The organism is Parabacteroides sp. AM17-47, from assembly GCF_003434625.1.
GTDB classification, from domain to species: Bacteria; Bacteroidota; Bacteroidia; order Bacteroidales; family Tannerellaceae; genus Parabacteroides; species Parabacteroides distasonis.
Genome location: NZ_QTLI01000006.1, coordinates 92931 through 118331, shown reverse-complemented (window position 1 = coordinate 118331; position 25401 = coordinate 92931). Strand labels below are relative to the sequence as shown.

Here is a 25401-nt window from a genome sequence, read left to right as displayed (position 1 = left end):
TTTTTCGGCGCAAAAAAAAGGCCGCACTTAGAAGTACGGCCTTTTTAAAGTATTAATTCGTAAATTAATTATTAGCGCTCATAATTACTACACGGTTCCAGCTATTTTCGCCATAAGGTTGTTCGTCCGAACCTCTCCACTCGATAGTGATCTGGCTAGAAGAGATACCGTATTTATCGATAAGTTCCTTAGCGACCGCTCTAGCACGTTTCTCAGAAAGACCCATGTTATAATCAGAAGTACCCGTCTTCTTGTCAGCGTAACCAACTACCTTGATCGGAGCGTTGTTGTTCTTCATGAACTCAGCTGTGTTATAGATATTGATCTGCTGGTTCTTGTCGATCTTAGCGCTGTTGATGCGGAAATAAACCACATTGTCAACGTAGTTATTTACAACTTCAGTAACTGTCTCTTGGCACTCAGGGCAAGAAACCGGACGTTTGCTCAACTCATCGTTAGCAGCACGCAAAGAGTTGATCTGGCCGTTCAAGTCGTTCAACAAAGCGTAATCCATCGGCTCCAATACCTCGAAGTCTGTCTTACCCAATTTGAATGTCAAACCAGCGCTCAACTGAACGATACCATCTGTCAGGTGATTCATCTCGACACGGTTAAACTGCTCGTTCAACAAAGAACCTTGGATCTCAACATTCAAATCAACACGTTTGCTCAAACGGAAAGCGGTTAAGATACCAGCGTTCAACGTAGGAGACTCCGTTCTTGGACGATCATAAGACTCTGTAGTCTTGAAACGCTGCGCATAACCAAAACCGACCCAAGGAATCAAGCGGAACACTTTAGATTCTCTGTAAGGAGCCCAGAAGTTAGTAACATCCCACAACAAATCTACGTGAGCGGCTACATATTTATTATGTTGCATAAACTGTGCGCCATCACCTTCAAAACCGTGGATAATACCACCATTTAACTGGGTACGGAATCCTAAATACGGATTAAACCACTTACCAAAAGATACTTGTGGAGCGAAGTTTAAACGATTCTTGAAATCAGCCTCTCCATTTTGGTCTCCTAACAATACGCTGGCTCCACCCGCAATTGAAATAAACCAATTGTCGCGAGCTTTATTCTTCTTGAAATTAGTCTTATAACCAGCCTCATTGCTGAACCCCACCTGCGGTTGATATTCCTGTGCTGCCACAGAGAATACAAAACCTGATAACAAAGCTAAAAGTAAAACCTTAGTCTTCATATTTTCAACATTTTAATTAAACAATCAATTACCTAATATCTTAAAATTGGCACAAAATTAACTCTTTTTGTAATTACAACAAATAAAATCTTCAAATTGTTTCGAACTCACTCGAAATAGTTCAAAATTTTATAGCCCCCCTCTTTCAGATAAGACTCCTTCTTCATTAGTTTTATATCGTTCTTCATCATATCCTCAATTAAAGCCGCTAATGAATACTCCGGTTCCCACCCTAAACGAGTACGTGCCTTCGTAGCGTCACCGATCAGCAACTCTACTTCCGTAGGGCGGAAATACTGCGGATCTACTCCTACAACTTCCTCACCCACACGTTTCTTAAAGTTTTCCAGATAGGCATCACCAACCTTCTTGACGAACAATCCCTCGTCTATCGACTCTAAGATAGCGACCTCGTCTATCCCTTCTCCTTTAAAGCGGATTCCCACGCCAATTTCCTCAAAAGCCATACGGATAAAGTCCCGAATCGTGGTAGTAATCCCGGTAGCTATGACATAATCCGAGGGTTCATCTTGTTGCAAAATAGCGTACATGGCACGCACGTAATCTTTTGCGTGTCCCCAATCCCGTTTGGAGGAAAGATTACCCATATAAACCTTTTTTTGCATACCCAAAACGATACGTGAAACCGCCCGGGTTACCTTACGGGTCACGAATGTTTCTCCCCTTAATGGAGACTCGTGATTAAACAAGATGCCATTGGAAGCGTGCATATGATAGGCTTCCCTGTAATTCACCGTAATCCAGTAACCGTATAGTTTCGCTACGGCATAAGGGCTTCTCGGATAGAAAGGAGTAGTCTCCCTCTGCGGCACCTCTTGCACCAAGCCATACAACTCAGATGTAGATGCCTGATAAATACGTGTCTTCGGGATCAAGTTCAGCAAGCGGACCGCCTCTAGGATACGCAATACGCCCAAACCATCCGCATTCGCCGTATATTCGGGAGTGTCGAAACTTACTTTTACATGGCTCATGGCGGCCAGATTATAGATCTCATCCGGTTGAACCTCGCCAATGATACGTGTAAGATTCAAACTATCCGTTAAATCGCCATAATGCAGAATCAAATTACGGTTTTCCACATGCGGGTCTTGATACAAATGATCGATACGGTCCGTATTGAACATGGAAGAACGACGCTTGATACCATGTACCGTATATCCTTTCTTAATCAAGAACTCAGTAAGATAAGCCCCATCCTGTCCCGTAATACCCGTTATTAACGCTACTTTGCCCATTTCTCTAATTTTCAATTTTCAATTCTCATTTTTCAATTCCCAAGTACCATTCATAGAGTCGCTTCACGCCCTCCTCGATCTCGATCGTATGGCGCCAACCCAAGGCATGCAACTTGCTTACATCCGTCAGCTTACGAAGCGTACCGTCCGGCTTGGACGAGTTAAACCTCAACTCGCCCTCGAACCCGATCTCTCGCCGGATCAGTTCGGCGACCTCACGGATCGAAAGCTCGATACCCGTACCTATATTAATATGTGTATTCCGGACCTCGCCCTCCTTCTGGCGGACATCCTCGAAATCCACGTGTTCCATGATATAAACAGAAGCGTCGGCCATCTCCTCGCTCCATAAAAACTCACGAAGCGGCTTGCCGGTTCCCCACAGCTCCACCTCGCCCGGACAGATACCCTGTTTATCCAATACGGAGAGTATCTCCGGCTCGGAGGCCTTCCCAGACACGCCCTCTACCGGACGAATGTCCATATCCTTACGCAAGGCCTCCCAATCTCCTGTATGCAGGCATTTCGCCAGATGGATCTTACGGATCATGGCTGGCAACACATGCGAGGTCTCCAGATTGAAATTATCATTCGGCCCGTAGAGGTTAGTAGGCATCACGGCGATATAGTTCGTACCGTATTGCAGGTTGTAACTCTCGCACATCTTGATACCCGCTATCTTGGCGATCGCATAAGGCTCGTTGGAATATTCCAAGGGAGATGTCAGCAAGCAATCCTCCGGCATCGGCTGCGGAGCCTCACGGGGATAGATGCAGGTGCTTCCCAAGAATAATAATTTCTTTACATCGTTTTTCCAAGAGGCATGAATGACATTATTCTGGATCATCAAATTATTGTAGATAAAATCGGCACGGTACAGACTGTTCGCCATGATACCGCCGACGTGCGCCGCCGACAAGAACACATAGTCCGGCCGTTCAGCGGCAAAAAACTCGTTCACAGCGGCTTGATCCGTCAGATCCAGTTCCGCATGCGTACGAAGCAGAAAGTTCGTATACCCTTTGCTACGCAAATTATTCAGAATGGCGGAGCCTACCAAACCCCGGTGACCGGCAACAAATATTTTACTGTCTTTTTCCATCGATATCTCGTATTCTGAACTACTTCTACTTATTAATCAACCTCATCAAATACTGGCCGTACTGATTCTTAATCATCGGCAAAGCCACTTGCTCAAGTCGCTTCTCATCAATCCATCCTTGCTTGAAAGCGATCTCCTCCAGACAAGCCACCTTCAGTCCCTGTCTCTTCTCGATCACCTCCACGAAAGTAGATGCCTCAGACAACGAGTCGTGAGTCCCGGTATCCAACCAAGCGAATCCACGTCCCAATAGCTGCACTTTCAACTCCCCATCCTTCAAGAACCACTGGTTCACGGTAGTGATCTCCAGCTCTCCACGGGCGGAAGGCTTGATATTCTTGGCCACGTCCACCACCTTGTTCGGATAGAAATACAATCCTACCACGGCGTAATTCGATTTCGGTTCCTTCGGTTTCTCCTCGATACTGAGGACGTTCCCATCCGCATCGAACTCGGCCACGCCATAGCGTTCCGGATCGTTTACGTAGTAACCGAACACGGTCGCTTTTTGTTCGTTCTCCGCCTTGTCAACGGCCTCTTTTAACATACGGGTAAAGCTCTGTCCGTAAAAGATATTATCACCAAGCACCAAGCAAACGGAGTCATCGCCAATAAAGCGCTCTCCAATGATGAAAGCTTGCGCCAATCCGTCCGGCGAAGGCTGCTCGGCATATTCAAAACGAACGCCATAATCGGAGCCATCGCCCAGTAAACGACGAAAGCCCGGCAAATCCTGCGGGGTCGATATAATAAGAATCTCCCGTATCCCCGCCAGCATGAGCACGGATACCGGATAAAAAATCATCGGCTTATCATAAATAGGTAGAAGTTGCTTGGAAACTCCTTTAGTGATCGGATACAAGCGGGTACCCGATCCACCGGCTAAAACTATACCTTTCATATTCTTTCCATTTTGTTCGACAATACTCGCTTAGGATCGATTCCACACCGTCCCTAAAACTATACAAAGTTAAACAAATAATAATAGATTAGCGCATGGTTTTCAAAAAATCGTCCATATTCTGATACAATGGGACGCCATAGCGCGCACAAGTTAAGCGCACATTATCATACCGGTAAAAGCCGGGCTCGCAAATCACCCGCAACTTTCCGGAGCGCATAAACAGCCCCATCTCCAATAAAGTTATCGGGGATTTGCTGCTCGCCAGAATGTTCATGATAATCAGATCGGCTTTCTCCAGATGCTCCAGTTCCCAATTCACCTGATGCTCAAAATCGGACATCTCCCCGCTCAACCCTTTATCCCTACGAGGATTGAACAAGAGATACCGTCCCTCCGGAAGCGCTCGGAACCAGTCGCAGGTAGCCTTCTGCCAATCCACACTTTTCCCCATATCGATCGTGCCGGCCAAAAAGATTTTTTGGTATACTGCTTCATCCAAATCCTTATTTTCAGTATCGGGATACAAGACAACGACCTCAGATTGGGCAAACCCTCCCATCGGCACCAAAAACAAATATAATATACACAGTACAATATTTCTCGTATTCATGTCTCAAAGCTTACTTTTCAAGCAACAAACTTCGCAAAAAAACATGAATCCAACAAATACATTCACTTTAAATGTGGGCAACAGTCTTGTATATACTAATAGGATATCACGAGAAGTAGTACTTACTTGGACGGTGAAGTATATCTCCTAGGGTACTTGCAGTATATCTTCTCCAAGGAGAGGAGTATATGTACGTGTTTTTTCGAAAACACGTACATGTTTTTTGGAAGGACTCGGCATGTAGCAAAATCATGGGTTCAGCCCATAAATCGTAGCCTGTACGGCATGCGATAAGATATAGGCCGCAGGCGTGTCGTTTGAGGGGGAATAGCCTTTGGAGAGCCTCTGGATTACGGGTTCCTTGTTCGTGCCCAGTATCGGGACCAATAAGGGGGCGCCGTTCAAGATAAGCGGTCCCGTCATGGTGATCCGGTATTGGCCGGTAGAAGGTTGCTGGGATACCGCATAGTTACGGCTATCCGACAATAGCTCCATGGTGGTAGGGAAAATGGATGCCGTATGGGAATCCTCACCTACGCCGAGGATGATGCAATCGAACGTAGGCATTTGATTGAACAACGGCAAGAATTCCTTTACGACCCATGAATAACGCATCGCCTCGGTACCCGGCTCGTTCTCGCCCTTGATCCGGTGGATATGATCCGCCGGGATACACAAAGGCTTAAAAAGCAAATGATTCGCATGACCGTAATTACTATCCGGACTCGTTGGTGGAACGCAACGCTCGTCCACCCAGAAGAAACGGATGTTATTCCAGTCAATCTTATCCTTATACTCATCTACCCAGAGGGAAAACATATGCTTCGCCGTCTCCCCTCCCGAGAGCGCTAAGTTAAACGGAGCGAAGTCTTTGCGGCGAATCATCGCCATCATGTCCTCCGTCATCGACCGAAGCGCCTCTTTCATCTCATTATATCTCTTTATTTCCATAAAATTATCTTCTTTGGCAGGCGCAGACTTTCTTTTCCGCACCTAAAATAACAGTTTCCTCCGGTCCGTCCTCGCCCGGCTCATAGAAGAATAAGTTCTTCGAACCCTCCTCTTTCCAATGGAGCAAGATCGGATCGATAAATTTCCAGCTAGCCTCCAAAGCGTCGCTACGAGCATACAGGGTGGAATCGCCCAGCATGGCATCCAGCAACAGACGCTCGTAAGCGTCAGGAAGATAGCTCTTCGAGAGGGAATCGTAGCGGAAGTCCATGCTGACTTGCTTCACCTCGAAACCGGCTCCCGGCATTTTCAGCCCGAACTTCAAGGATATACTCTCGTTCGGTTGGATACGGATGGTCAATTTATTGCAGGAACCTCCCGAACATTGACCGACAAACAGTTGATGGGGCGTAGACTTGAAGTGGATCACTACCTCCGATGACTTCTCCGGCAACTTCTTTCCCGTATAGAAATAGAAGGGCACACCGCTCCAGCGCCAGTTATCGATAAAGAATTTCATCGCCACATACGTCTCGGTATTCGAGTCGGGAGCTACGTTCTTCTCTTCCCGATAACCGATATATTGTCCACGGACAACCATCTTATCCATATCCAACACCGTATACGGGCGTATGGAGCGGAATACTTTCACGATCTCGTCACGAATCGGTTCCGGCTCGAATATAGAGGGAGATTCCATGGCGATAAACGACATCAATTGCATTAAGTGATTCTGGATCATATCCCGCATCGCCCCGGCTCCATCATAATATTTCCCTCGATTCTCCACCCCCAAGGTCTCAGTAGCGCTAATCTCGATGGAATCGATATAATTATGATTCCACAATGGCTCGAAAATACCGTTCGAGAAACGCAATACCAAGATATTCTGCACGGTCTCTTTCCCCAGATAATGGTCAATACGATAAATCTCCTCCTCATGGAAGATATGTCGTAAATGATCATTCAACTGGCGGGCAGACTCCAAGCTGGTGCCAAACGGCTTCTCCACGATGATCCGCCGGAAACCATCCGGAGACTCGGTCTTGTTCAAACCACTCTCCAGCAAACATTGCGGGACGATCTCGTACATCACCGGCGGGGTAGCCAAGTAATAGATGATCTTATCCGGCAAGTCATGTTTCTCTTGCAAGAACTCGATGCGCTCACGCAATTTGTAGTATTCATCGGCGTTGGTGGAATCGAAGGCGAGGTAATAAACATTCTCCAAGAAGTCATCGATCAAGCCCTCGTCGTAGGTCTTTCCCTTCTGTGCCTCCAAGATATGCGTATGTTGCTCCGCACGGAACTCCTCATCGCCATAAGCGGTACGGGCGGCTCCCAAGATGCAGAAGCGGTCGGGTAGCAAGCCACGAACATATAACTCGAACAAAGAGGGAAGCAACTTGCGACTGGTAAGATCGCCCGACGCCCCGAATATAACTAATAATTGATTATCTGCTTTCTTCATGCCTTTATACGTTATAAGTTCCAGAAACCGTCTTTCCTCCCTCACCCGTCCAGTTGGTATGGAAAAACTTACCACGCTCCCAATCGACCCGCTCATAAGTATGAGCCCCGAAATAATCCCGCTGGGCCTGAATCAAATTAGCGGCGGAATGCGGGGTAGACAGTCCATCGAAATAGCTCAACCCCGAGCTCATCGCCGGCAAAGCCACTCCATGCAAGGCACCCTCGGCTACCACTTGCCGCCAAGCCAACAAGGAAGACTCGATCTTTTGAATAAAGAACTCATCGAATAAGAGGTTCTCCAGATTCCGGTTCTTCTCATAAGCCTGCGTAATTTTCTCCAAAAAGACAGAGCGTATGATACATCCCTTCCGCCAGATCTTGGCGATCGTACCGTAATCCAACTGCCAATCATATCGATTAGTGGCTTGGTACAACAAAGAGAATCCCTGCGCATAGGAAACCAACTTAGCGGCATACAAAGCCTGCTTGATCTCTTTCTCCGAGATCAAGGTCTGCCCCAGCACGCCACTCTTCGGATAAAGCGAGGACGCTTTTTTCCGTTCTTCCTGCATGGAAGAAAGCATACGGGCATAAACAGCCTCGGTAATCAATGTCAGCGGATCATTCTCGTCCATAGCGGCGATAGCGCTCCATTTACCGGTACCCTTCTGGCCGGCGGCATCCAATATCTTATCTAGCAGGTAGCCCTCCCCCGCCTCGTCCTTGAAGCGGAGAATATCGGCCGTAATACCGATCAGGTAGCTATCCAGCTCTCCCGTGTTCCAATCCTCAAAGATACGAGCCAAGGTCTCATTGTCCAGATCCAGACGATTCTTCAATAAAGAATACGCCTCGGAAATCAACTGCATATCTCCATACTCGATACCATTGTGTACCATTTTCACGAAATGGCCGGCTCCACCCGGACCAATCCATTGGCAACAAGGCGTCCCGTCGTCCAGCTTGGCGGCGATGCTTTGCAAGACATCCTTCACCAAAGGCCAAGCGGCAGGCGAACCACCCGGCATCACGGAAGGCCCGTACAAGGCTCCGATCTCGCCTCCGGAGATTCCGGTACCTACGAAGTACATCCCATGCGCCTCCATCTCCTTCACCCGGCGTTCCGTATCATGGAAATCCGAGTTACCACCATCAATAATCACGTCGCCGGGTGATAAGTAAGGAATCAATTGAGCCATCAGCTCATCCACCGGGGCACCCGCTTTTACCATCAGCATAATCTTGCGAGGACGCTCGATAGACTCAACAAATTCCTGTATCGTATGGGTTCCTATAAAATTCTTTCCTTTTCCACGACCGCTCATGAAGCGGTCTACCACGCCTTCCTCTCCCGGCGCTGTACGATTATAAACGGATACGGCGAACCCCTTACTTTCCATATTCAACGCAAGGTTCTCGCCCATCACAGCCAAGCCGATTAATCCAATATTTGATGTTTTCATATTTATGTTTTTATTTTATTAATCCAAATAAATCATTTAAAGCCTCACTCATCGACGGATGGGTGAATATCGAATCCCGAAGGAATGTGTAATCTTGCCCGAGACGCATCGCCAAGCTAACCGTATTTATGACTTCGCTGGACTCGGCGCAGAATAAGGTACATCCTAGGATCTTCCCGGTATCCGCATCTACCACGGCTTTCAGTAAGCCATCCGTCTGCTCGATGGTACGGGTACGAGGCATAGCGGCGGCAGGCAGGCTGGCCACCTTTATATTTTTCTCCATCTTACGGGCTTGCGTCTCGTTCAACCCGACATGGGCCAACGGAGGATCGATGAATACGGAATAAGCCACTGCTTCCCGATCGTCCAAGCTCCGGAAACCATTACCAAACAGCTCTTCCCGGATAATACGGTAATCATCCAAAGACAGATAGGTGAATTGTAATCCGCCATGTACATCCCCGATCGCCCAGATATTAGGGATATTGGTACGCAACTTACTATCCACCTCGATAGCGCCACGATTAGTCGTCTGTATTCCGGCGGCCTGCAGATTTAGGCTTTCCGTATTCGGTTTACGGCCGGTAGCCAAAAGCACCGCCTCAGCATCCAGCCGCAAGGTATCTCCCGAGATAGCGTTACGGCAGATCACCGCAGCCCGCTCAACATCCTGCTCAATCGTCTGCACAACCGTGTTCAAATGAATGGTGATCCCTTTTTTCTCTAGCGTGGACTTCACCGAATCGGCGATGTCCCGGTCCTCACGAGGGATGAACACCTCCCCTGCCTCCAAGATCGTTACCTTCGACCCAAAACCGGCGAACATGGAAGCGAATTCCAGCCCGATATATCCGCCTCCGACAATAACCAGATGCCGTGGCAGTTTCTCCAGTTCCATAATGGAAGTACTTGTATATACGTAAGGATTATCCTCGATACCGCTTATCGTAGGAATAATCGTCGTGGCTCCGGTATTGATGAATATCTTCTCGCCTTCCAGCAAGAAAGAGTCCGTATCCGTTTTCACGACAATCTCATAAGGGGAACGAAAAGAAGCCTCTCCGGTATAGACCGTTACGGTCTCCCGATCATCCAGATTCTTGAAATTCTTCTCACGAAGCAAAGAGGTCAGTTTCTCCTTGGCGAGGATCGCCTGCTTAAACTCCTCCGCATATTGCTCGAAGGTAGAAGGTCTGCGATACCCTGTCACTTGAGCGTAATGTACAAGCGCTTTCGTCGGTATACAGCCGATATTGATACAAGTACCTCCGTACATACCCGTCGAACGCTCCACCACAGCTACATTCCATCCATGGTTGGCCAAATCCGCCGCCAAGGTTTTTCCACCTTTCCCAAAACCAATAATAATCGCATCGTACTTTTTCATCTCTGATTTATCTTCTTTTCGTTAGACATTAAAATAACATTCGTTTTAACCTAATTGTTGCGAATTTCATATTGCAAAAATAGCTCCAGCCCCTATTTTACAAAATGGCTGTTCAACCTATAAGTTTAGCCATTTTTCCCGAAACAACAAAATAACGGACAATATGCTTCGCCTCATCCTTCTCTACGCCACCTAACGCACTCGTTAAGTCCACCGGAAAATATACATTTATGGACTATGTAAAGGTAGGGTTACCTTTACAAATCGTGATGGGAATCGTGATGGTATTTATATCACCTTTATTATTCCCATTCTAAACATTCGCACATGCATTTTAGTTTTATATTTGCAGTTGTAAAACAGTACAAGAAAATTTATGGATATACCGTTTAAACCGATTAGGTTAGAAGACAAAGAGATCATAACCTCATTTACATTTCCCAGCGATTATCGCAATTGTGATTTCTCATTCGCGAACATGTGCAGTTGGCGTTTCTTATATGACAGCGAATTCGCTATCGTGGATGGCTATTTATTAATCCGTTTCATGATCGAGGACAAGAGCCGTTTCGCCTATATGATGCCTGTCGGGGATGGAGATTTAGCGGGTGCCGTTCGTTTGCTAGAAGAGGATTCCTTAAAATATGGACATCCGCTCTGTATGCTGGGTATCACCCCCGACGCCAAGGAGCAACTGGAAGGCGCACTTCCCGGAAGCTTTTTCTATATCCCGGAGCGGGATTATTTCGACTATATTTATTTACGGGAGGATTTAGCTACCTTACGGGGTAAGAAATATCAATCCAAGCGTAATCATATCAATAATTTCAAGAAACGTTATTCGTACGAGTATGTCCCTATCACGCCGGATATCGTACCGCAATGCCTGAAACTGGAATGTAAATGGTATAAGGCAAATAATGGAGATAATGACGAGGAAGAGCTTAATGACGAACGTCGCTCCCTTACCTATGCCTTGCATCATTTTGACAGCCTAGGCCTGATCGGTGGCGCTCTCCGGGTGGATAACGAGATTATCGCTTTCTCTTTCGGGGCCCCTATCAACCATAATACATTCGGGGTTCACGTGGAGAAAGCGGATGTGAATTTCGACGGTGCCTATACGGTGATTAACCAAGAGTTCGCTTCTCACCTTCCGGAACAGTATACTTACGTGAACCGGGAGGAGGATCTCGGCATACCGGGGTTGCGCCAAGCGAAGCTTTCTTATCAGCCTACCATACTATTAGAGAAGAGTGCCGCAATAAAAAAGCAACTTACGCAAACTAAATAAATTATGGACAAGAAACAACAAATCGTAAACTTATGGCGTACCTGCTTCGGGGATTCCGAGGCATTTATCAGCCTTTATTTTGATCGTGTTTACAAGGACGAGAACGCAATGACCATCGAGAAGGACGGTAAAATAGTATCTGCCTTGCAGATAGTTCCTTATACGATGACTTATTTGGGTACCGAGATCTCGGTGGCCTATATCTCCGGGGTGTGCACGGCTCCGGAAGAAAGGGGTCAGGGGCTTATGCGGCAACTCTTGCAAGAGACATTCGAGGAAATGGAACGGCGTGAGGTCGCTATCTCCGCCTTGATCCCTGCCGATCCTTGGCTATTCGACTATTACCGGGAACAGGGTTATACCGAGGCATTCGATTATTCCGTGGAGACGTATATCCGCCCGAATACGCCGGTTCAACTCCCGAAGATAACGGTTATCCAACCGGAGGTACCGACAACCGACGAATTGTTCGCTTATTTCAACCGCAAATTACGTGAACGCCCTTCCTGTATCTTGCACTCGCAGGATGATTTCATCACAATACTCCGGGATCTGCAATTAGATAACGGAGGAATGTACACAGCCTTGGACGAGAACGAGAAGGTGGTTGGCATGGCTTTCGCACTGCCTCTTGAGGCGGGTACAGCGCCGTCCGACAAAAAGCTTTTTATCAAGGAACTTCTTTACGACTCGGAAGAGATCAAGGAATTACTATTGCAAGAGCTTACCCTGCAAAATAACATATCGCAAGCGACGGTCAATACCCCTCCCACCCCTCCGGGTACCTTACCTATGGGTATGGCCCGCATCATCGACACGAAACGCATGATCCACCTCTGGCTATCCAAACAACACGAAAGCCCCGTCTCCAAAAAAGACTTGGAACAAATGGATAACCAAACGCTAACACGACAGTTGATGGGGTACCAAGGGAGGACGGCTTATATGAGTTTGATGCTGGACTGACAAAGAAAATCCCCTAGCTAAGACGATTTTTGGCTAGGGGATTTTATATATAAATATATAACTACTATTATTTCTTTACCGGCTTATGATAAACATATTTCTCTTCCGGATTCATATACCAATTTTTCTGGCTTGTGCCTGATGAAGCAGACCATTCCTTAAATGCCGGGTATGCTTGATCAATAGAAACGACTTCTGACGCATATTTAAAATCACTCATCGGGATAATAAATCCCCACATTGTCTTATCTGAATTGTCAGGGTCATTAGCAACATAATTATTTGTCTCAGCTTTAACCCGATCAGTCGGTTTATAACCAGCCAAATGGACTTCTGAACGATTCTGGGCATTACCACCATTTACTATAAAGAAATTCAAATAGAACATATCCAGATCATCTGATGAAACAGGACTGTTGAATTCGACCTCATATTGCAAAGTTCTTATGCCATAATCGTTAGCATTATTAAATGTATTCACGGGCACTCGCTTATCCACATTACCCATAATCCTATGCGCATCATCAAACAAAGGTAGCACCGCAGCAGAAGGATTCGACTCTATTTCATTTGCCGATTCAAAATATCCATTATAGGCAAACACGCCATTCGGCACAGAAGCTTTCGTTATCTTGGCGGTCGTTAATCTATCAAACTGGATACCTGCTCCCAATGTCTTTGTAGCTCCTACCGCAATCAAGTTGACAGTTAAGATCATACTTTCTACATTGTTTGCGCCGTCCATAACCAATTGACTCTGTATGCCCAACACCAAATCATTCATATCATAATCACCAAAAGCAGGCCAATTATCTTCCATGGCGAATGTATAGTAGGGACCATTGGGAACTTCTATCGGATAATTAGGATTAGAAGGAGGATTTGTCGAACCTTGATTACCATCACCCGTGCAATCGCCCGCAGGAATTGCAATTGAAGCGTTTTTATCAACCTGCTTACTTCCACCAGACAACGTTAGATTTTTCGAAAGTTCATTCCCTTTCCATAAGTCTCCCAACAATTCCAAATTCCCATCCAACGAAAGCGTTCCTCCCGATAAATTAATTTGCGTGAAATCCAATAAGGCATAATCTGAATCCTTACACTCTATCTTGTTCCAACTTTTAAAAGATGCCAAATTCTGCCCTGACACATCATCTGTATCCGTAATTCTGAAAATCGAGTATTTTTCCATTTCACACTCAATCTCTTTCGCATCCATATATCTTGCTTCAAGCAGAGTAGAAGCACCCAAGAACATACCAACATTGTAAAGCGAAAGTCCGGCTTCAACATTAATCTTACAATGATTCTCTATCCGTCCACCATTGCCACTATTTTCTGCTGTCATATTAATATTAGTAGCCTTAATCGTACCATAATTTATTAGCTCAACAGCATGATTTTTCGATCTATATCCCGAAAGAATTACTTCTCCATAGTTCTCAAGATCATAATCAACTAATTTGTAAGCGGGTTTAAAACTATCATCCGGCTCTCCAAACTTCGCTCCACTTTTCACAACCAGCCTAGCGCCGTTACCTTGTGATTGTCCATCAGCTTCAAGGATTTTCAAACTACCCTTCTGGTCCAAAACAATAGTAGCCCCACTGCTTCCTATAAGAGTTGAGACAGACAATGCCCCTTCTACATATAATGTCACACTTCCGACCAGAGTAAGGGCCTTTGCCTCATAACCTTCTCCGACAAGCTTATACTCCCCTTCATACAAAGTAATAGAACCTTTATCCTTAGAAGCCATATTAAAAAACTCCTGGGCAGAAATCAATCTAGCTTTTCCTGAATTATAATTATCTTCTCCACTTCTCAATAAAGATTTAGTTGTTGTACCAACGGCAGAAGCTGGCTTAAAATCGCAAGCCAGATCCTTCATTGAGGGATCTACTAATACGGTCTTCACCGATTTTCCTTTTCGGGGATCAATCTGCATAATGTAAATTGTTTCTAAAGCTTGGGGCAATGTCATCGTGCGAACATACGGCTTATTCCCGTTGGCCACACCACCATATAATGGTTTAGCATCATCGGCATAGAAAGGATTCACGTCATATACCCATACTTGGTAATCATACTGGCCATTGAACTCATCATTCACCTCTACGGTTAAAGTCATTTGACGAATAGTAGCTGTCGATTGATTGAAATCATTAGGCAAAGACGGATCCGGCTTCTCCGGAGTAGGCGGAACCGGATCCGGCTTAGGTTCGTACACATCGGTAGTACACGCCGCCAATAGAACGCAAAGCGCGATAGCGACACATTTCATTGTTGATTGAATCATTCTTCTCATATTATTAAAGTTGTATTGTTCCCTAATCCTGTAAACATTTAAGTATTACCCTATAACACCGTTTAAAAAAGAAGTTGTATATTTTAATCAACTTATTGAGTATTATCAACAGCAAAGGTAGATTTTATTATAATGCGAAGTTCTTAAACGCACAAATATTATCACATCAATTAACTATAATTAATAATGCCCCAAAGAAAACACCTTTGATAAATAGACAATATTTATTTCATGCCATGTTAAAAAAGAACAATAAAAGACTATTCACCCTACTCCAACCATTCAATCAGCTTATCAGCCAAAGTTACTGTTCCCGGCAAAGGTGGTTGGTGCCGATGTGGAGAAGGCCCCTAGCGATTTTCTCTTGGCAATAACATGCCATCTGGCAATTTGACAAAATGAAAACCAAAGTCTCGGAGAATCGATTTTTTCGGGCAAAGGTACGGATTGCTCCCAAATACGAGAAGAAAAAACAGCATTCGTCTCGTTGATAGACGAATACTGAAAAATGGCCTTTCGCTCCAGAGAAATTAATTCATCATATCTCATATTTTGAGGCAAGAAAAGGGTAAAAGCAGTGTTACGATAGGGTTATAGCACGGTAAGAATGCCCATTCATGAGTACTCATAACCCTATGCACGACCGCTCATAATGCCTAACGCGAGTATCGGCATTGGGCAATACGACCTATCGCAACAGGTTTCGCCACCTATCGTGTACAAAATCGGCCCCTTTTTCAAGAAAAAGCGTGTTTATTGCCACGCCTATCTCATTATCTTGTCACTTTCGCACGAAGGGTATGTCAACATATTCGTATAATATGAAGCAAATAGTCAGAATAAGCTTCTATTTCGCAACAGACCCATCATACAAGCCAGAGGCTCCCAATACGCCTTAAGCACTCACATAAAACACGGAATTTTCAATCCAACTGATAAATCTTCAGCTTATTGTAAAGCGTCTTCCGGTCGATGCCCAATAACTGGGCCGCACGGGTCTTATTATTGCCGCACTCTTGGAGGGCCTTACGGATAAGGTCACGTTCATGCTCCACGTTCTTAAGCTGGATGTTGGTGTGCGAAGAGAGGTTCTCCGTCAGTTCCTCCGGGAGTTCCTTGCGGGTGATGTATCGACCGGTCGCCAATAAGGTAGCGTACTTGATAACGTTCTTCATCTGCCGCAGGTTACCCGGCCAAGAATAAGATTGGAACAATTGCATGGTATCGTTGTCGAAACCGATGATATCTTTCTGGAGCTCGCTATTCGCCAGATCGAGAAAATGATTGGCGAACAAGAGCAAATCCTCTTTTCGCTCTTTCAAGTCCGGGATACGGATCGTGAACTCATTGATACGATGGTACAGGTCCTCACGGAAATCTCCTTTCTCGATCGCCTGCCGCAAGTTCTCGTTCGTCGCGGATATCAAGCGCACGTTGATAGCGATCTCCTGATTGCTCCCGATCGGCTTTACCTTGCGCTCCTGTAGGGCACGCAATAGCTGAACCTGTACCTCATACGTCAGGTTCCCGATCTCATCCAAAAATATCGTACCGCCTTGAGCCGCCACAAACGCCCCAGTCTTGTTCTCGATCGCTCCCGTAAAAGAGCCTTTCACGTGGCCGAAGAACTCGGAAGCCGACAATTCCTTGGGGATAGCGCCGCAATCCACGGCGACAAACGGAGCCTTGCTACGATTACTTTGCTCGTGGATCCGACGGGCGATATACTCCTTACCGGTACCGCTAGCGCCGGTCACCAATACCGACATATCCGTCGGAGCCACCAAACGCACATGCTCATAAAGCTGGCGGGCCGCTTGGCTCTGCCCCTCGATATAAAGATCCGGGGCCGAAGAAACCGGGACTCTCGTCGGAGCCTTCTCCTCCACGTGCACAAGTTCCTTGATCTTTCCCAGCAACTCATCCGGGTTCAACGGCTTAGCGATATAATCCGCCGCTCCCAGCTTCATCGCCTGAACCGCCGTTTGTATCTCCGCATAACTGGTCATCATGATAAGGGGTAAGGAAGGATGGGTATTCTTCAGCCATTTCAATAAGTCGATCCCGTCACTATCCGGCAGGCGTAAATCCGATATAACCAAATCGAACGCTTCCTCCCCCAGCCTCCGTTTAGCATCGGAAACAGAGGACGAGGATCTTACGACAAACCCTTTCTTACCCAGCCATGTGGTAAGCATCAAGGAAAAAGTTATATCATCTTCAACGATTAGAATCGACAACATACCCACTCAGATTATTTATAGTAACCACAAAGGTAAATAAATAAAACGAATCAAGAAAACATCCACGTAGCTTTACGCCATACTCCCTCGAAAGGACCTTGTTTATGATGGGCTAACCACCAGTGGCAAAAACCTAGCTGGAGAATGAAAAGAAGGATTCCTACGGCGAAGCTGGCGGTCGTCCCCAGATCGTCATACAGGGATAAACCGTATCCGAAATAGATGAAAGAGCCTACCATCGATTGCGTGAGGTAATTCGTCAAGCTCATTTTCCCGTAAGGCACAAGCCCGTGAAGCACCTTATGCGGCGCTTTCCACTGCCACAAGAAGATAAAGGAGGATACCAATACGCACATGAACGAGAAATTACGCAAGGAAGACACGATCGTGCTCATCGGGCGAAGCTCTTCGGTACGCTCCAGCAAACCGGGTAGGGAAAGGGACAGATAATAGAGGGGAATGAAACAAACTACCCCGATAACAAAGGTCCTTGTCCAAAACGTCCGGTGCTTCTCCAGATCGACAAACAATCCCTTGCGTCCCAACAACATGCCCAGCATAAAGAGAGCCGATGTCTGGAAGAAACGTCCATAGCTCCAAGCCCAGAGAAGGCTATACAGCTGCCCGTCCCACAGATTGGACTTGACCATTTCCCAAAAGCTGGTACCTTCCATATACGGATAGATCCGCATACAGTGCACCAGCCATTGTTCCTTGGATGCCACATATTCCGGATGCATCAGGGCATACATGAATTTACCCCACTCCATAGGCTGTAGCATCAAGACCACGGCGATCGCCAAGACCACCTTATTACTCAACTTGCAAACCGGTATCAACACAATACCCAAGATCGAATAAAGCACCAAGATCTCCCCCGGGAAGAACGATGCGTTGAAGCAACCGATAAAGAATAGGAGCACCAACCGCCAGAAAAAACGAAGCCGGAAGTCCTTCCCTTTCCTCGCTTGGTTATCAAACTGGATAAAGAAGCTAAAACCGAACAGCAGGGCGAAAATAGCGTACGCCTTCCCGGAAAAGAGGAAGAACAAGGTATCCCATACCCCTTTATCCAAGGCTTTCATAAAATCGGTAGTAGCCTCCGGAAAATTATACAAGTTAAAATGCTCGATATTATGCAATAGGATAATAGCCATAACGGCAAATCCTCGTAATGCGTCGACCACCTCGATACGAGGTCGGGATTGTAGTGCGTGTTCCATGATATGATTCAGTAGATTTTATTATTTCGTGGCAAAAGTAACGAAACTAAATAGAAAAAGCATCCTCGAAAGGATGCCTTTTTCTTTTGCAGACTTAAATTGAATACTCAGGACTTAATCTTTCGCCATGAATAAATTCATGACTTTTGTTTTTAACGGTTTAAATGTAGAAACGCCCACTTGCGATTTCATTAAATAGATAGCGAATATCGTGCCAAAGCCAGCGAAACGCACGATAATGAATATCTAACTACTTATCCTTTAACAAGTAATAGATAAATTTTGTTTCTATAAAGTGGAATTTTATTTCAAAAGCATGGGGAAAGGCATTCCACGGATGGGTATTTATTCCACACCGGATTCCACAAGATTACCCGATGGCGGACTCCGCATCCTTCACGATAGCAAGCGCTTGCTCGATTACCTCGCCCAGCAGGTGGTACCAGCCGGAATCGGTCAGTTCCTCATCATTCTTCTCCAAGATCCGCAGGTGTTGTACCAATGAATTGGCCCCCAGCATCGTGAACAGGGGAATCAACTTATGAGATATCCGGGAGGCTTCCTCCCGGTCTTTTCCCTCTAACGCATCCCGAAGTAAGTCGATGCTCTTGCGGGTTTCCTCCGAGAAGGTTTTCAGTATAGAGGCTGAGGCCTCCGGATCCTCTCCGGCAAAAGCGGTCAACGAAGAGAAATTCAACTCGCTCCTTGCCTCCAGATGGAGTGTCAGCAACTCATTCAGCAAGGAGATTAATTGGGCGGCGGTAAACGGCTTGTTCAAGAAACCCGTGAAACCAGCCTCCAGATAATGCTCGTGCTCCTTGGCGATACTGGCGGATAGGGCGATCACCGGGATCTCATCCGTTCCGGGGATACCGGACGTACGTATCCGCTCCAGTAAATGATAGCCATCCAGCGTCGGCATCTGTATATCGGTGATAATGGCGTTGAATACGGTGTTCCGCAATAGCTCGAGGACGTTATGCGGATTCGTACAACCTACCACCTGCACGTGACTCTGCTTCAAGAGTTCCTCCGTCAAGGCCAGTTGTAGAGGATCGTCATCTACCAGAAGACAATAGACATCTTGCCCCTCAAACAAGGGTAAAGCCTCGGCCTCACCAGCATCCGGAGCCTCCGCCGTTACGTCCGGCAAAGATTGATTATCGGCCAAGGGAAGAGGTAGCAAGATCGTGAAATCACTGCCTTTCCCCGGGGTACTATCCAAAGCAAGCGTACCGTTCATCAAGGACAGAAGCTTACGGGTGATGGAGAGGCCCAGACCGAAACCTTCCGCCTCTTCCGTATCGGCAAGGCGGGTAAACTCCCCGAATATCCGCTCTTGTTCCTCTTTCGGGATGCCCGGACCGGAATCGCTGACGGTAATAGATAATTGATAATTGATAATTGAAAGTTTTTGGAGGGAGACAAGCAAAACGACTCGTCCCGCTTCCGTGAACTTGATAGCGTTGGATAAGAGGTTTCCTACGACCTGCCGGATACGGATCGGGTCGCCCATATAGACTTGCCCAGTCTCCTCCGGTTTCAGGTTCAAGACAAACCGTAAGCCTTTCGCCTCCGCTATCGGCTGGAAGCTGGTATAGATCTCATCGAACAAGACTGGGACACGGAAGGGAACGCTATGCACCTCCATCTCGCCGGACTCCAACCGCTGGAAATCCAACAGGTCGTTCACCAAGGAAAGGATATGATCCGAGGAACCTTTCATGTTCTCCAGATAATATTGCTGACGCTCGTCTGGATGGCGGCGTAGCAAAAGCTCGATATATCCGATGATGGAAGAGAGCGGAGCCCGTATATCGTGGCTGATCGTCAACATCAGCTTCTCACGGCTTCGCAATAAGCTCTCGGCGACCTGTTTCGCCTTTTCCAGTTGCATACGGTAATATTTACTTCGTGAGATATCCCGTGAGATAAAGAAGAGGAACAGAAAGGCGATTACCACGGAGACGATCGCGATTCCGGCGATCAAATGGGAGGTCTCCCTTAATAGTACCTGCTTCTTATAGACCCTTTCCAGCGACGCCTCCATCTCCTCCTCCTCGATATTACGGAGCATCTGGTTGATCTCCCGGGTAATCACGCTATTGTTATACCGTAAGTTAGAGGCCCTTTCCAACAACTGATCCATCAGTTGTTGCCGTTGCCAAGCCACACTGTCTTGGATGCTTTTCAGCACGCTGACAATCGTATCGGTCGGATTATAAGCGTTCACCAACGTATCAGTAACGATCTCCCGGGTCGTGTTCACCACGATGCTGGTATCTTCCTTGCCGGGAGAGAACACGTCAGCCAAACGCTTGAAGAATCCCCGCTTCTTACGGGGAACTACCACCGTATCTTGCTTGACCTCTACCCGCTCTTGTACCTGCACCTCGTTTACGATTGTATCCCGGACGGCAATTATTTTCTCGATATTCTCCGTATAAAGACGCTCCGTATTCGCTTCCTGCCAAGTCTCAAGCAAACGACGGGTATTCCATCGCTTACGCTCCAGCAGTATGTCGATCGTATCTATTTTCAGGAGTTGCATGGAGTCCGTCACCAAGGTCCTCAACGAATCCATGTTATTATGGGCCTTATTCAACGTACGATTGAAGTGGCGGAACTCGTTCTGGGGCATGCCTACCAACTGCCCCAATGCCTCGCTCTCATAGAGCAGGGAGAGGGTATTGGTGACCAAATACACCTTCCGGCGTGCCTGATGATCCGGCTCATCCTCCTCGGCCACTTTCTCTACGATATTATAAATGTAAGCGACCGAGCAGACTGCAATGGTAATCAGCAAAATATAGCCTAATATCACCTTGCTAGTAATATGTCCGCTTTGCTCTTTCATACGGTTGAGATCAGTCTAATTTCTATCGTAAGCGATATCCCATTTATCCATCATCTCAAAATCCTGCTTTTTCAAGCCGACTTTCCAGAATGGAATCGGGTCGTCATGGTCTCCCAGATACATACGGTCACGTACCTTGAAGGCACGATTCGTTAAGGCAAACGTGGAATCGGCCACCGGAGTCCGCACACCGGCTATATCAAGCATCGTATGGAATACGCTGTTCGTGCTAACCGGATAAGTCTCGTGTGCCTGCGCTTCCAGATATTTCTGGGGATATGACTCCCGGTAAGCCTTCGAGAACCAGATCACATACGGGATATGCAACTGGTAATAGGTCGGTATCGGAGACGCATGCAGATAACGGGCTCTGGAATCATCGAAGATATCCTCTCCATGATCGCTTAAGTAAAGCATGGATGCCGGAGCATTTGTCTTCGCCAACATATCCACGATTTCCCCCAGCACGTAATCTGTATAGTGGATGGAATTATCATAAGCGTTCCGTAACTCCTTTTTATACGAGGCACGAATTCCCTCCGCCTTATCCGGCCTATAGAAACGGAACTCCTTCGGATAACGTTCATGGTAATTAAAATGCGAGCCATAAGTATGCAGTACTACGAAAAGATTACCGTCCTCTTTATCCAGTTCCTTCTTTAGATAAGGCAGGATCGCCGCATCGTGCAAGGAGGTTAGCGTAGAACCCGTATTAAATGCACTCATATCGATAAAGGTATCTGCCTCCCGGTAAAAAGCGCCGATCATCGAGGTCGTTAGTTTCTGGTTGGCGATCACGAGCGTACGGAAACCAGCCTCTTTGAAAGCGGTCACGATACTTTTCTCGTCGTAAAGGACTCCATAATTCTCGGCGCTGGCAGCGGACAGGATAATGGGGACACTTTTATGCGTATTATTCGATTGCGTCACCACATCCGTGAAATGCACCAATCCGTCTAAAGCCTCCATACGGGGAGTCGTCTTGCGCTCGTATCCGTAAAGGCTCCATTCCATAGCACGGGAGGTCTCTCCCACTACCAAGACGTAGATCTCCCGTTTTCCCTCCGCTTGCTCCGGCTTAGTGGCGTCGAACTTAAAGTCGGCGGAAGTAATATGATACTTGCTGTTCCTCTCCGCCTTATTTATGGCGAAATATAAATTGTATAGGGCGTTAGCCGGATATACATCGTCCTTCCATGAGAACCGGTGATCTTGCGAAGGAGACAGGAAGCAAAGGAGCAAACCCACGACAAACATGCCTAGGCTGATCTTGGCCCATTTCTTCCGGAAAGGATTTCGCAGTTTCTCTTTCTGCCGTATCGAACGACAAGCGAGCACCAGCGTAGGTAATGTATAGAAAAAGAATACGCAACCGATCACCAAAATGATATTCCCCAATAATTCGCTAGCCTCGGAAGCGTTCGAGCTGGTAAGGTTCAAATACATATCAACCGCTATCACGGACTGCCCGAAAAGATACAGAAGCACCAACTGCCCTCCATCTAATATAACCTTCGGCAACAGGCACCAAACCACGATCCCCGGTTTACGGGCCACTAATAAAACACACATCCAAAAGGCCAAAGGTATCAGCAACGAGGCGATACCGACCGTGACGGGAAGCGGTTCCGTAAAAAAGAACACACAGTTTGGGATGATAAATAACAGGGCAAATAAGAAATATAAATGCTCCTGTGAAGATATCCAGCGTATTAACCTTGTAAAATACTTCATTCAATCAAAACTTTGCCAACTCTCAATCATTACTCTTCTCAACTAATACCCAGAACCTGAAATTCCGGCAATTGGCAAAGATAGGCGTTATTAAACACATACAAAGCGTATTATACACAAAAAATGTTATTGACATTCATAACTTCTCTTTCATCCGTCGCCAATACTCATTGACAGAGCTTTTCACTTCCTTATGTAACAGCAAGATACCAATCAAGTTCGGGAGCGTCATCAAAGCCACGGTGATACCGGATAATGTCCAAACAATAGTAGTATCCGTGAACGAGGCCAAGAAAAATCCGACAATATAGATTACGTGGTAAATACGGACATATTTCGTTCCCCAAAGATAGGTCACCGCCCGATCACCGTAGTAAGACCATGCTATCGTTGTAGAAAACGCAAACAACAACAGGGAAAACGGAATAATAAACTGCCCCCAATCCCCTAAAAAACCTTTCTTAAACGCCTCCGTAGACAAGGGGGCGGAATGAAGCAGCGACTTACCGGTTAAATACACCGCACGCTCTTTATTCATAGGCAACTCGATACGTCCGTCACGTACTGGGAGCGTACCGCTAAACAACGACTTCCCTTCCTTGACCCGCACGCTATCCGCAAAGGAGCGTGCGTGTAGTAACGTTATATCCGTATTTAGGATCTGTCCGTTCCGGACCTCCAAGGAACCTGTATAAAAAGGCAGGGGCTTATTCCCTAGTACATGCTCCGACACTGCGGATTTACCGTCCGGGTCCGATTCATGATAAGCACCGGACAAGACTACCGTATCCGCCTGCTGAAACTTATTCTCAAACTTTTTCAGCCAAGTACCGGATGACAATAGAACCAAGCCGGTTATCGAACAAATCACGATCGTATCGATGAACGGCTCCAATAAAGCGACCATACCCTCGGATACCGGCTCTTCCGTCTTGGCTGCCGCATGAGCGATCGGAGCGGAACCTTGCCCCGCCTCATTCGAGAATAATCCACGGTTCACACCTCGGTTAAAAGCCCAGACAACCGTCGCTCCTAAGAAACCACCCGTAGCCGCCGTACCGGAAAAGATATTCGAGAAAACAGAGATAAACGAAGGTAGGATATGCTGGTAATTATAGGCCAATATGCTGAAGGCACCGAGCAGATAGACGACCGCCATAAAAGGTACCAACTTCTCGGTAACCTGCGCTATACGCTTGATTCCCCCGATCACGATCAATCCCAGCAAGACCGATAAAACCGCCCCGGTAATATATTGCTGAATACCGAACGCCGAAAACATGGCGTTCGAGATGCTATTTACCTGTGGCAGACTACCCGTACCGAAAGAGGAGAAAATAGTAGCGACCGCAAAAAGTCCTGCCAACCAACGCATATGCAAACGATGCTTCATATAATACATCGGACCGCCGGAAATCGTACCATCTTCCGTCTGCTCACGATACTTATGGGAAAGGGTGACCTCTACCATCTTGGTAGTCATACCCAAGAACGCCGTCATCAACATCCAAAACAAGGCAGAAGGACCACCTAGATGTATGGCCAGAGCGACACCGGCTATATTACCGGTCCCCACCGTGCCCGAAAGAGCAGTTGCCAACGCTTGGAAATGGGAGGTATCTCCTATGTCTTGCTTATTGTCGTACTTCCCCCGCACGACCTTGATCGCATGCCCGAAAAAGCGCAATTGCGGAAACCGAAGATAGACCGTAAAGAACAATCCGGTTCCCAGTAATAGAAAAACAAACCATTGTGATCCTCCAAAATGAGCGTCAATAAGGGATAGTAAGTTATTCAACTCTTGCATCATCTGCCTACATTTTTAAATAATGATGCCGCAAGTTAAGAATAATAAAACAAAAAGCAACCTTACAAGCTTTTGTTTTTCATTTTAGACTTACAAGATTGCTTTTTCACAATCAAAAAGATACTATCACACAATAAAATTATATTTATCTCCTATATTTTCTGGAGGATAGCGATAAACTCATCATTCGTAATGTCTAGCTCCGGCTCTTTGTAATTGACATAATCCTCAAAATAGTCGCTGGCGATATCGGCTACGATCTCCCCTCCGTCCAAGCCATACGAGGAAACTAGTTTCTCCACCCGGTTACGTATCTGGCGAATCACCTGTAAACGATCCTCATAACGATCTGGCTTCTCCTGATCAGTGACGTGCTCATTCCGGGCGATCAAGTAAACTACCGTATAAAATTTCTCCATGCTCCCGAAAACAGGGACAAACAAGGATTTCTTCTCCTCGGGCAGATCTGCCAAAAACTGTTGTATCTTTGTCATAACTCTTACTCTTTTACCTAATAAAAAAAACAATATACTTTTTGTTCTAAAACAATATACTTTCGTGTGTAAAAGTATATTGTTTCGACAACAAAAGTATATTGTTCTTC

At 46.4% G+C, this 25401-nt stretch carries 18 protein-coding genes; 2 read left to right on the top strand and 16 right to left on the bottom strand.

What is annotated here, in order from left to right; translation table 11 throughout:
* Positions 1-64: 64 nt before the first annotated feature.
* The 9 genes from DW205_RS06075 to DW205_RS06035 all read right to left on the bottom strand — a co-directional run bounded on the left by DW205_RS06075 (position 65) and on the right by DW205_RS06035 (position 10362).
* Entirely contained in the window at positions 65-1210 is a 1146-nt protein-coding gene (locus DW205_RS06075) for an OmpA family protein (protein WP_005857701.1), read from the bottom strand.
* Between the two features lie 107 nt (positions 1211-1317).
* Complete coding sequence (gene gmd / locus DW205_RS06070; protein ID WP_005862995.1) at positions 1318-2469, bottom strand: GDP-mannose 4,6-dehydratase; 1152 nt, start codon at positions 2467-2469, stop codon at positions 1318-1320.
* A gap of 25 nt (positions 2470-2494) precedes the next feature.
* A complete protein-coding gene (locus DW205_RS06065) occupies positions 2495-3571 on the bottom strand; it encodes a GDP-L-fucose synthase (RefSeq protein WP_005862998.1) in 1077 nt (358 codons plus the stop codon).
* A gap of 25 nt (positions 3572-3596) precedes the next feature.
* Complete coding sequence (gene rfbA / locus DW205_RS06060) at positions 3597-4472, bottom strand: glucose-1-phosphate thymidylyltransferase RfbA (RefSeq protein ID WP_005863000.1); 876 nt, start codon at positions 4470-4472, stop codon at positions 3597-3599.
* Positions 4473-4560: 88 nt separating this feature from the next.
* The gene (locus DW205_RS06055; protein ID WP_005863002.1) at positions 4561-5085 is read right to left on the bottom strand and encodes a nucleoside 2-deoxyribosyltransferase domain-containing protein; all 525 of its coding nucleotides are present in this window, start codon (positions 5083-5085) and stop codon (positions 4561-4563) included.
* Positions 5086-5334: 249 nt separating this feature from the next.
* On the bottom strand, positions 5335-6036 hold the full coding sequence (gene pgl / locus DW205_RS06050; RefSeq protein WP_008778414.1) for a 6-phosphogluconolactonase: 702 nt from the start codon (positions 6034-6036) through the stop codon (positions 5335-5337).
* A 4-nt stretch (positions 6037-6040) separates the two neighbouring features.
* Positions 6041-7507 carry a glucose-6-phosphate dehydrogenase gene (gene zwf, locus DW205_RS06045; protein WP_005857714.1) on the bottom strand — a complete coding sequence of 489 codons (1467 nt, stop codon included), beginning with the start codon at positions 7505-7507 and terminating at the stop codon, positions 6041-6043.
* Positions 7508-7511: 4 nt separating this feature from the next.
* Positions 7512-8972, bottom strand: coding sequence for a decarboxylating NADP(+)-dependent phosphogluconate dehydrogenase (gene gnd, locus DW205_RS06040; protein WP_005863005.1), 1461 nt, complete (start codon positions 8970-8972; stop codon positions 7512-7514).
* A gap of 10 nt (positions 8973-8982) precedes the next feature.
* Positions 8983-10362: an FAD-dependent oxidoreductase gene (locus DW205_RS06035; protein WP_005863007.1), complete on the bottom strand. Its 1380-nt coding sequence runs from the start codon at positions 10360-10362 to the stop codon at positions 8983-8985.
* Positions 10363-10738: 376 nt separating this feature from the next.
* On the opposite strand from DW205_RS06035, the gene DW205_RS06030 reads away from it, so the two are divergent.
* Entirely contained in the window at positions 10739-11656 is a 918-nt protein-coding gene (locus DW205_RS06030; protein ID WP_005863009.1) for a DUF2156 domain-containing protein, read from the top strand.
* A gap of 3 nt (positions 11657-11659) precedes the next feature.
* Positions 11660-12622 (top strand): GNAT family N-acetyltransferase, encoded by a 963-nt coding sequence (locus tag DW205_RS06025; RefSeq protein WP_005863012.1) that lies wholly within the window; start codon positions 11660-11662, stop codon positions 12620-12622.
* Positions 12623-12689: 67 nt separating this feature from the next.
* On the opposite strand, the gene DW205_RS06020 is transcribed toward DW205_RS06025, so the two are convergent.
* The 7 genes from DW205_RS06020 to DW205_RS05985 form a co-directional block, all read right to left on the bottom strand.
* Positions 12690-14933 (bottom strand): LruC domain-containing protein, encoded by a 2244-nt coding sequence (locus tag DW205_RS06020; RefSeq protein WP_008778415.1) that lies wholly within the window; start codon positions 14931-14933, stop codon positions 12690-12692.
* A 923-nt stretch (positions 14934-15856) separates the two neighbouring features.
* Entirely contained in the window at positions 15857-17176 is a 1320-nt protein-coding gene (locus DW205_RS06010) for a sigma-54 dependent transcriptional regulator (protein WP_005863015.1), read from the bottom strand.
* Between the two features lie 50 nt (positions 17177-17226).
* Complete coding sequence (locus tag DW205_RS06005) at positions 17227-18399, bottom strand: DUF418 domain-containing protein (RefSeq protein WP_005863017.1); 1173 nt, start codon at positions 18397-18399, stop codon at positions 17227-17229.
* Positions 18400-18769: 370 nt separating this feature from the next.
* Positions 18770-21256 (bottom strand): ATP-binding protein, encoded by a 2487-nt coding sequence (locus DW205_RS06000; RefSeq protein ID WP_121963068.1) that lies wholly within the window; start codon positions 21254-21256, stop codon positions 18770-18772.
* Positions 21257-21271: 15 nt separating this feature from the next.
* The gene (locus DW205_RS05995) at positions 21272-22990 is read right to left on the bottom strand and encodes a phosphoethanolamine transferase (protein ID WP_005863022.1); all 1719 of its coding nucleotides are present in this window, start codon (positions 22988-22990) and stop codon (positions 21272-21274) included.
* Between the two features lie 136 nt (positions 22991-23126).
* Positions 23127-24800, bottom strand: a complete 1674-nt coding sequence (locus DW205_RS05990) for a sodium:alanine symporter family protein (RefSeq protein WP_008778417.1) — start codon at positions 24798-24800, stop codon at positions 23127-23129.
* A gap of 149 nt (positions 24801-24949) precedes the next feature.
* Positions 24950-25291 (bottom strand): hypothetical protein, encoded by a 342-nt coding sequence (locus tag DW205_RS05985; RefSeq protein WP_005863025.1) that lies wholly within the window; start codon positions 25289-25291, stop codon positions 24950-24952.
* Positions 25292-25401: the final 110 nt, after the last annotated feature.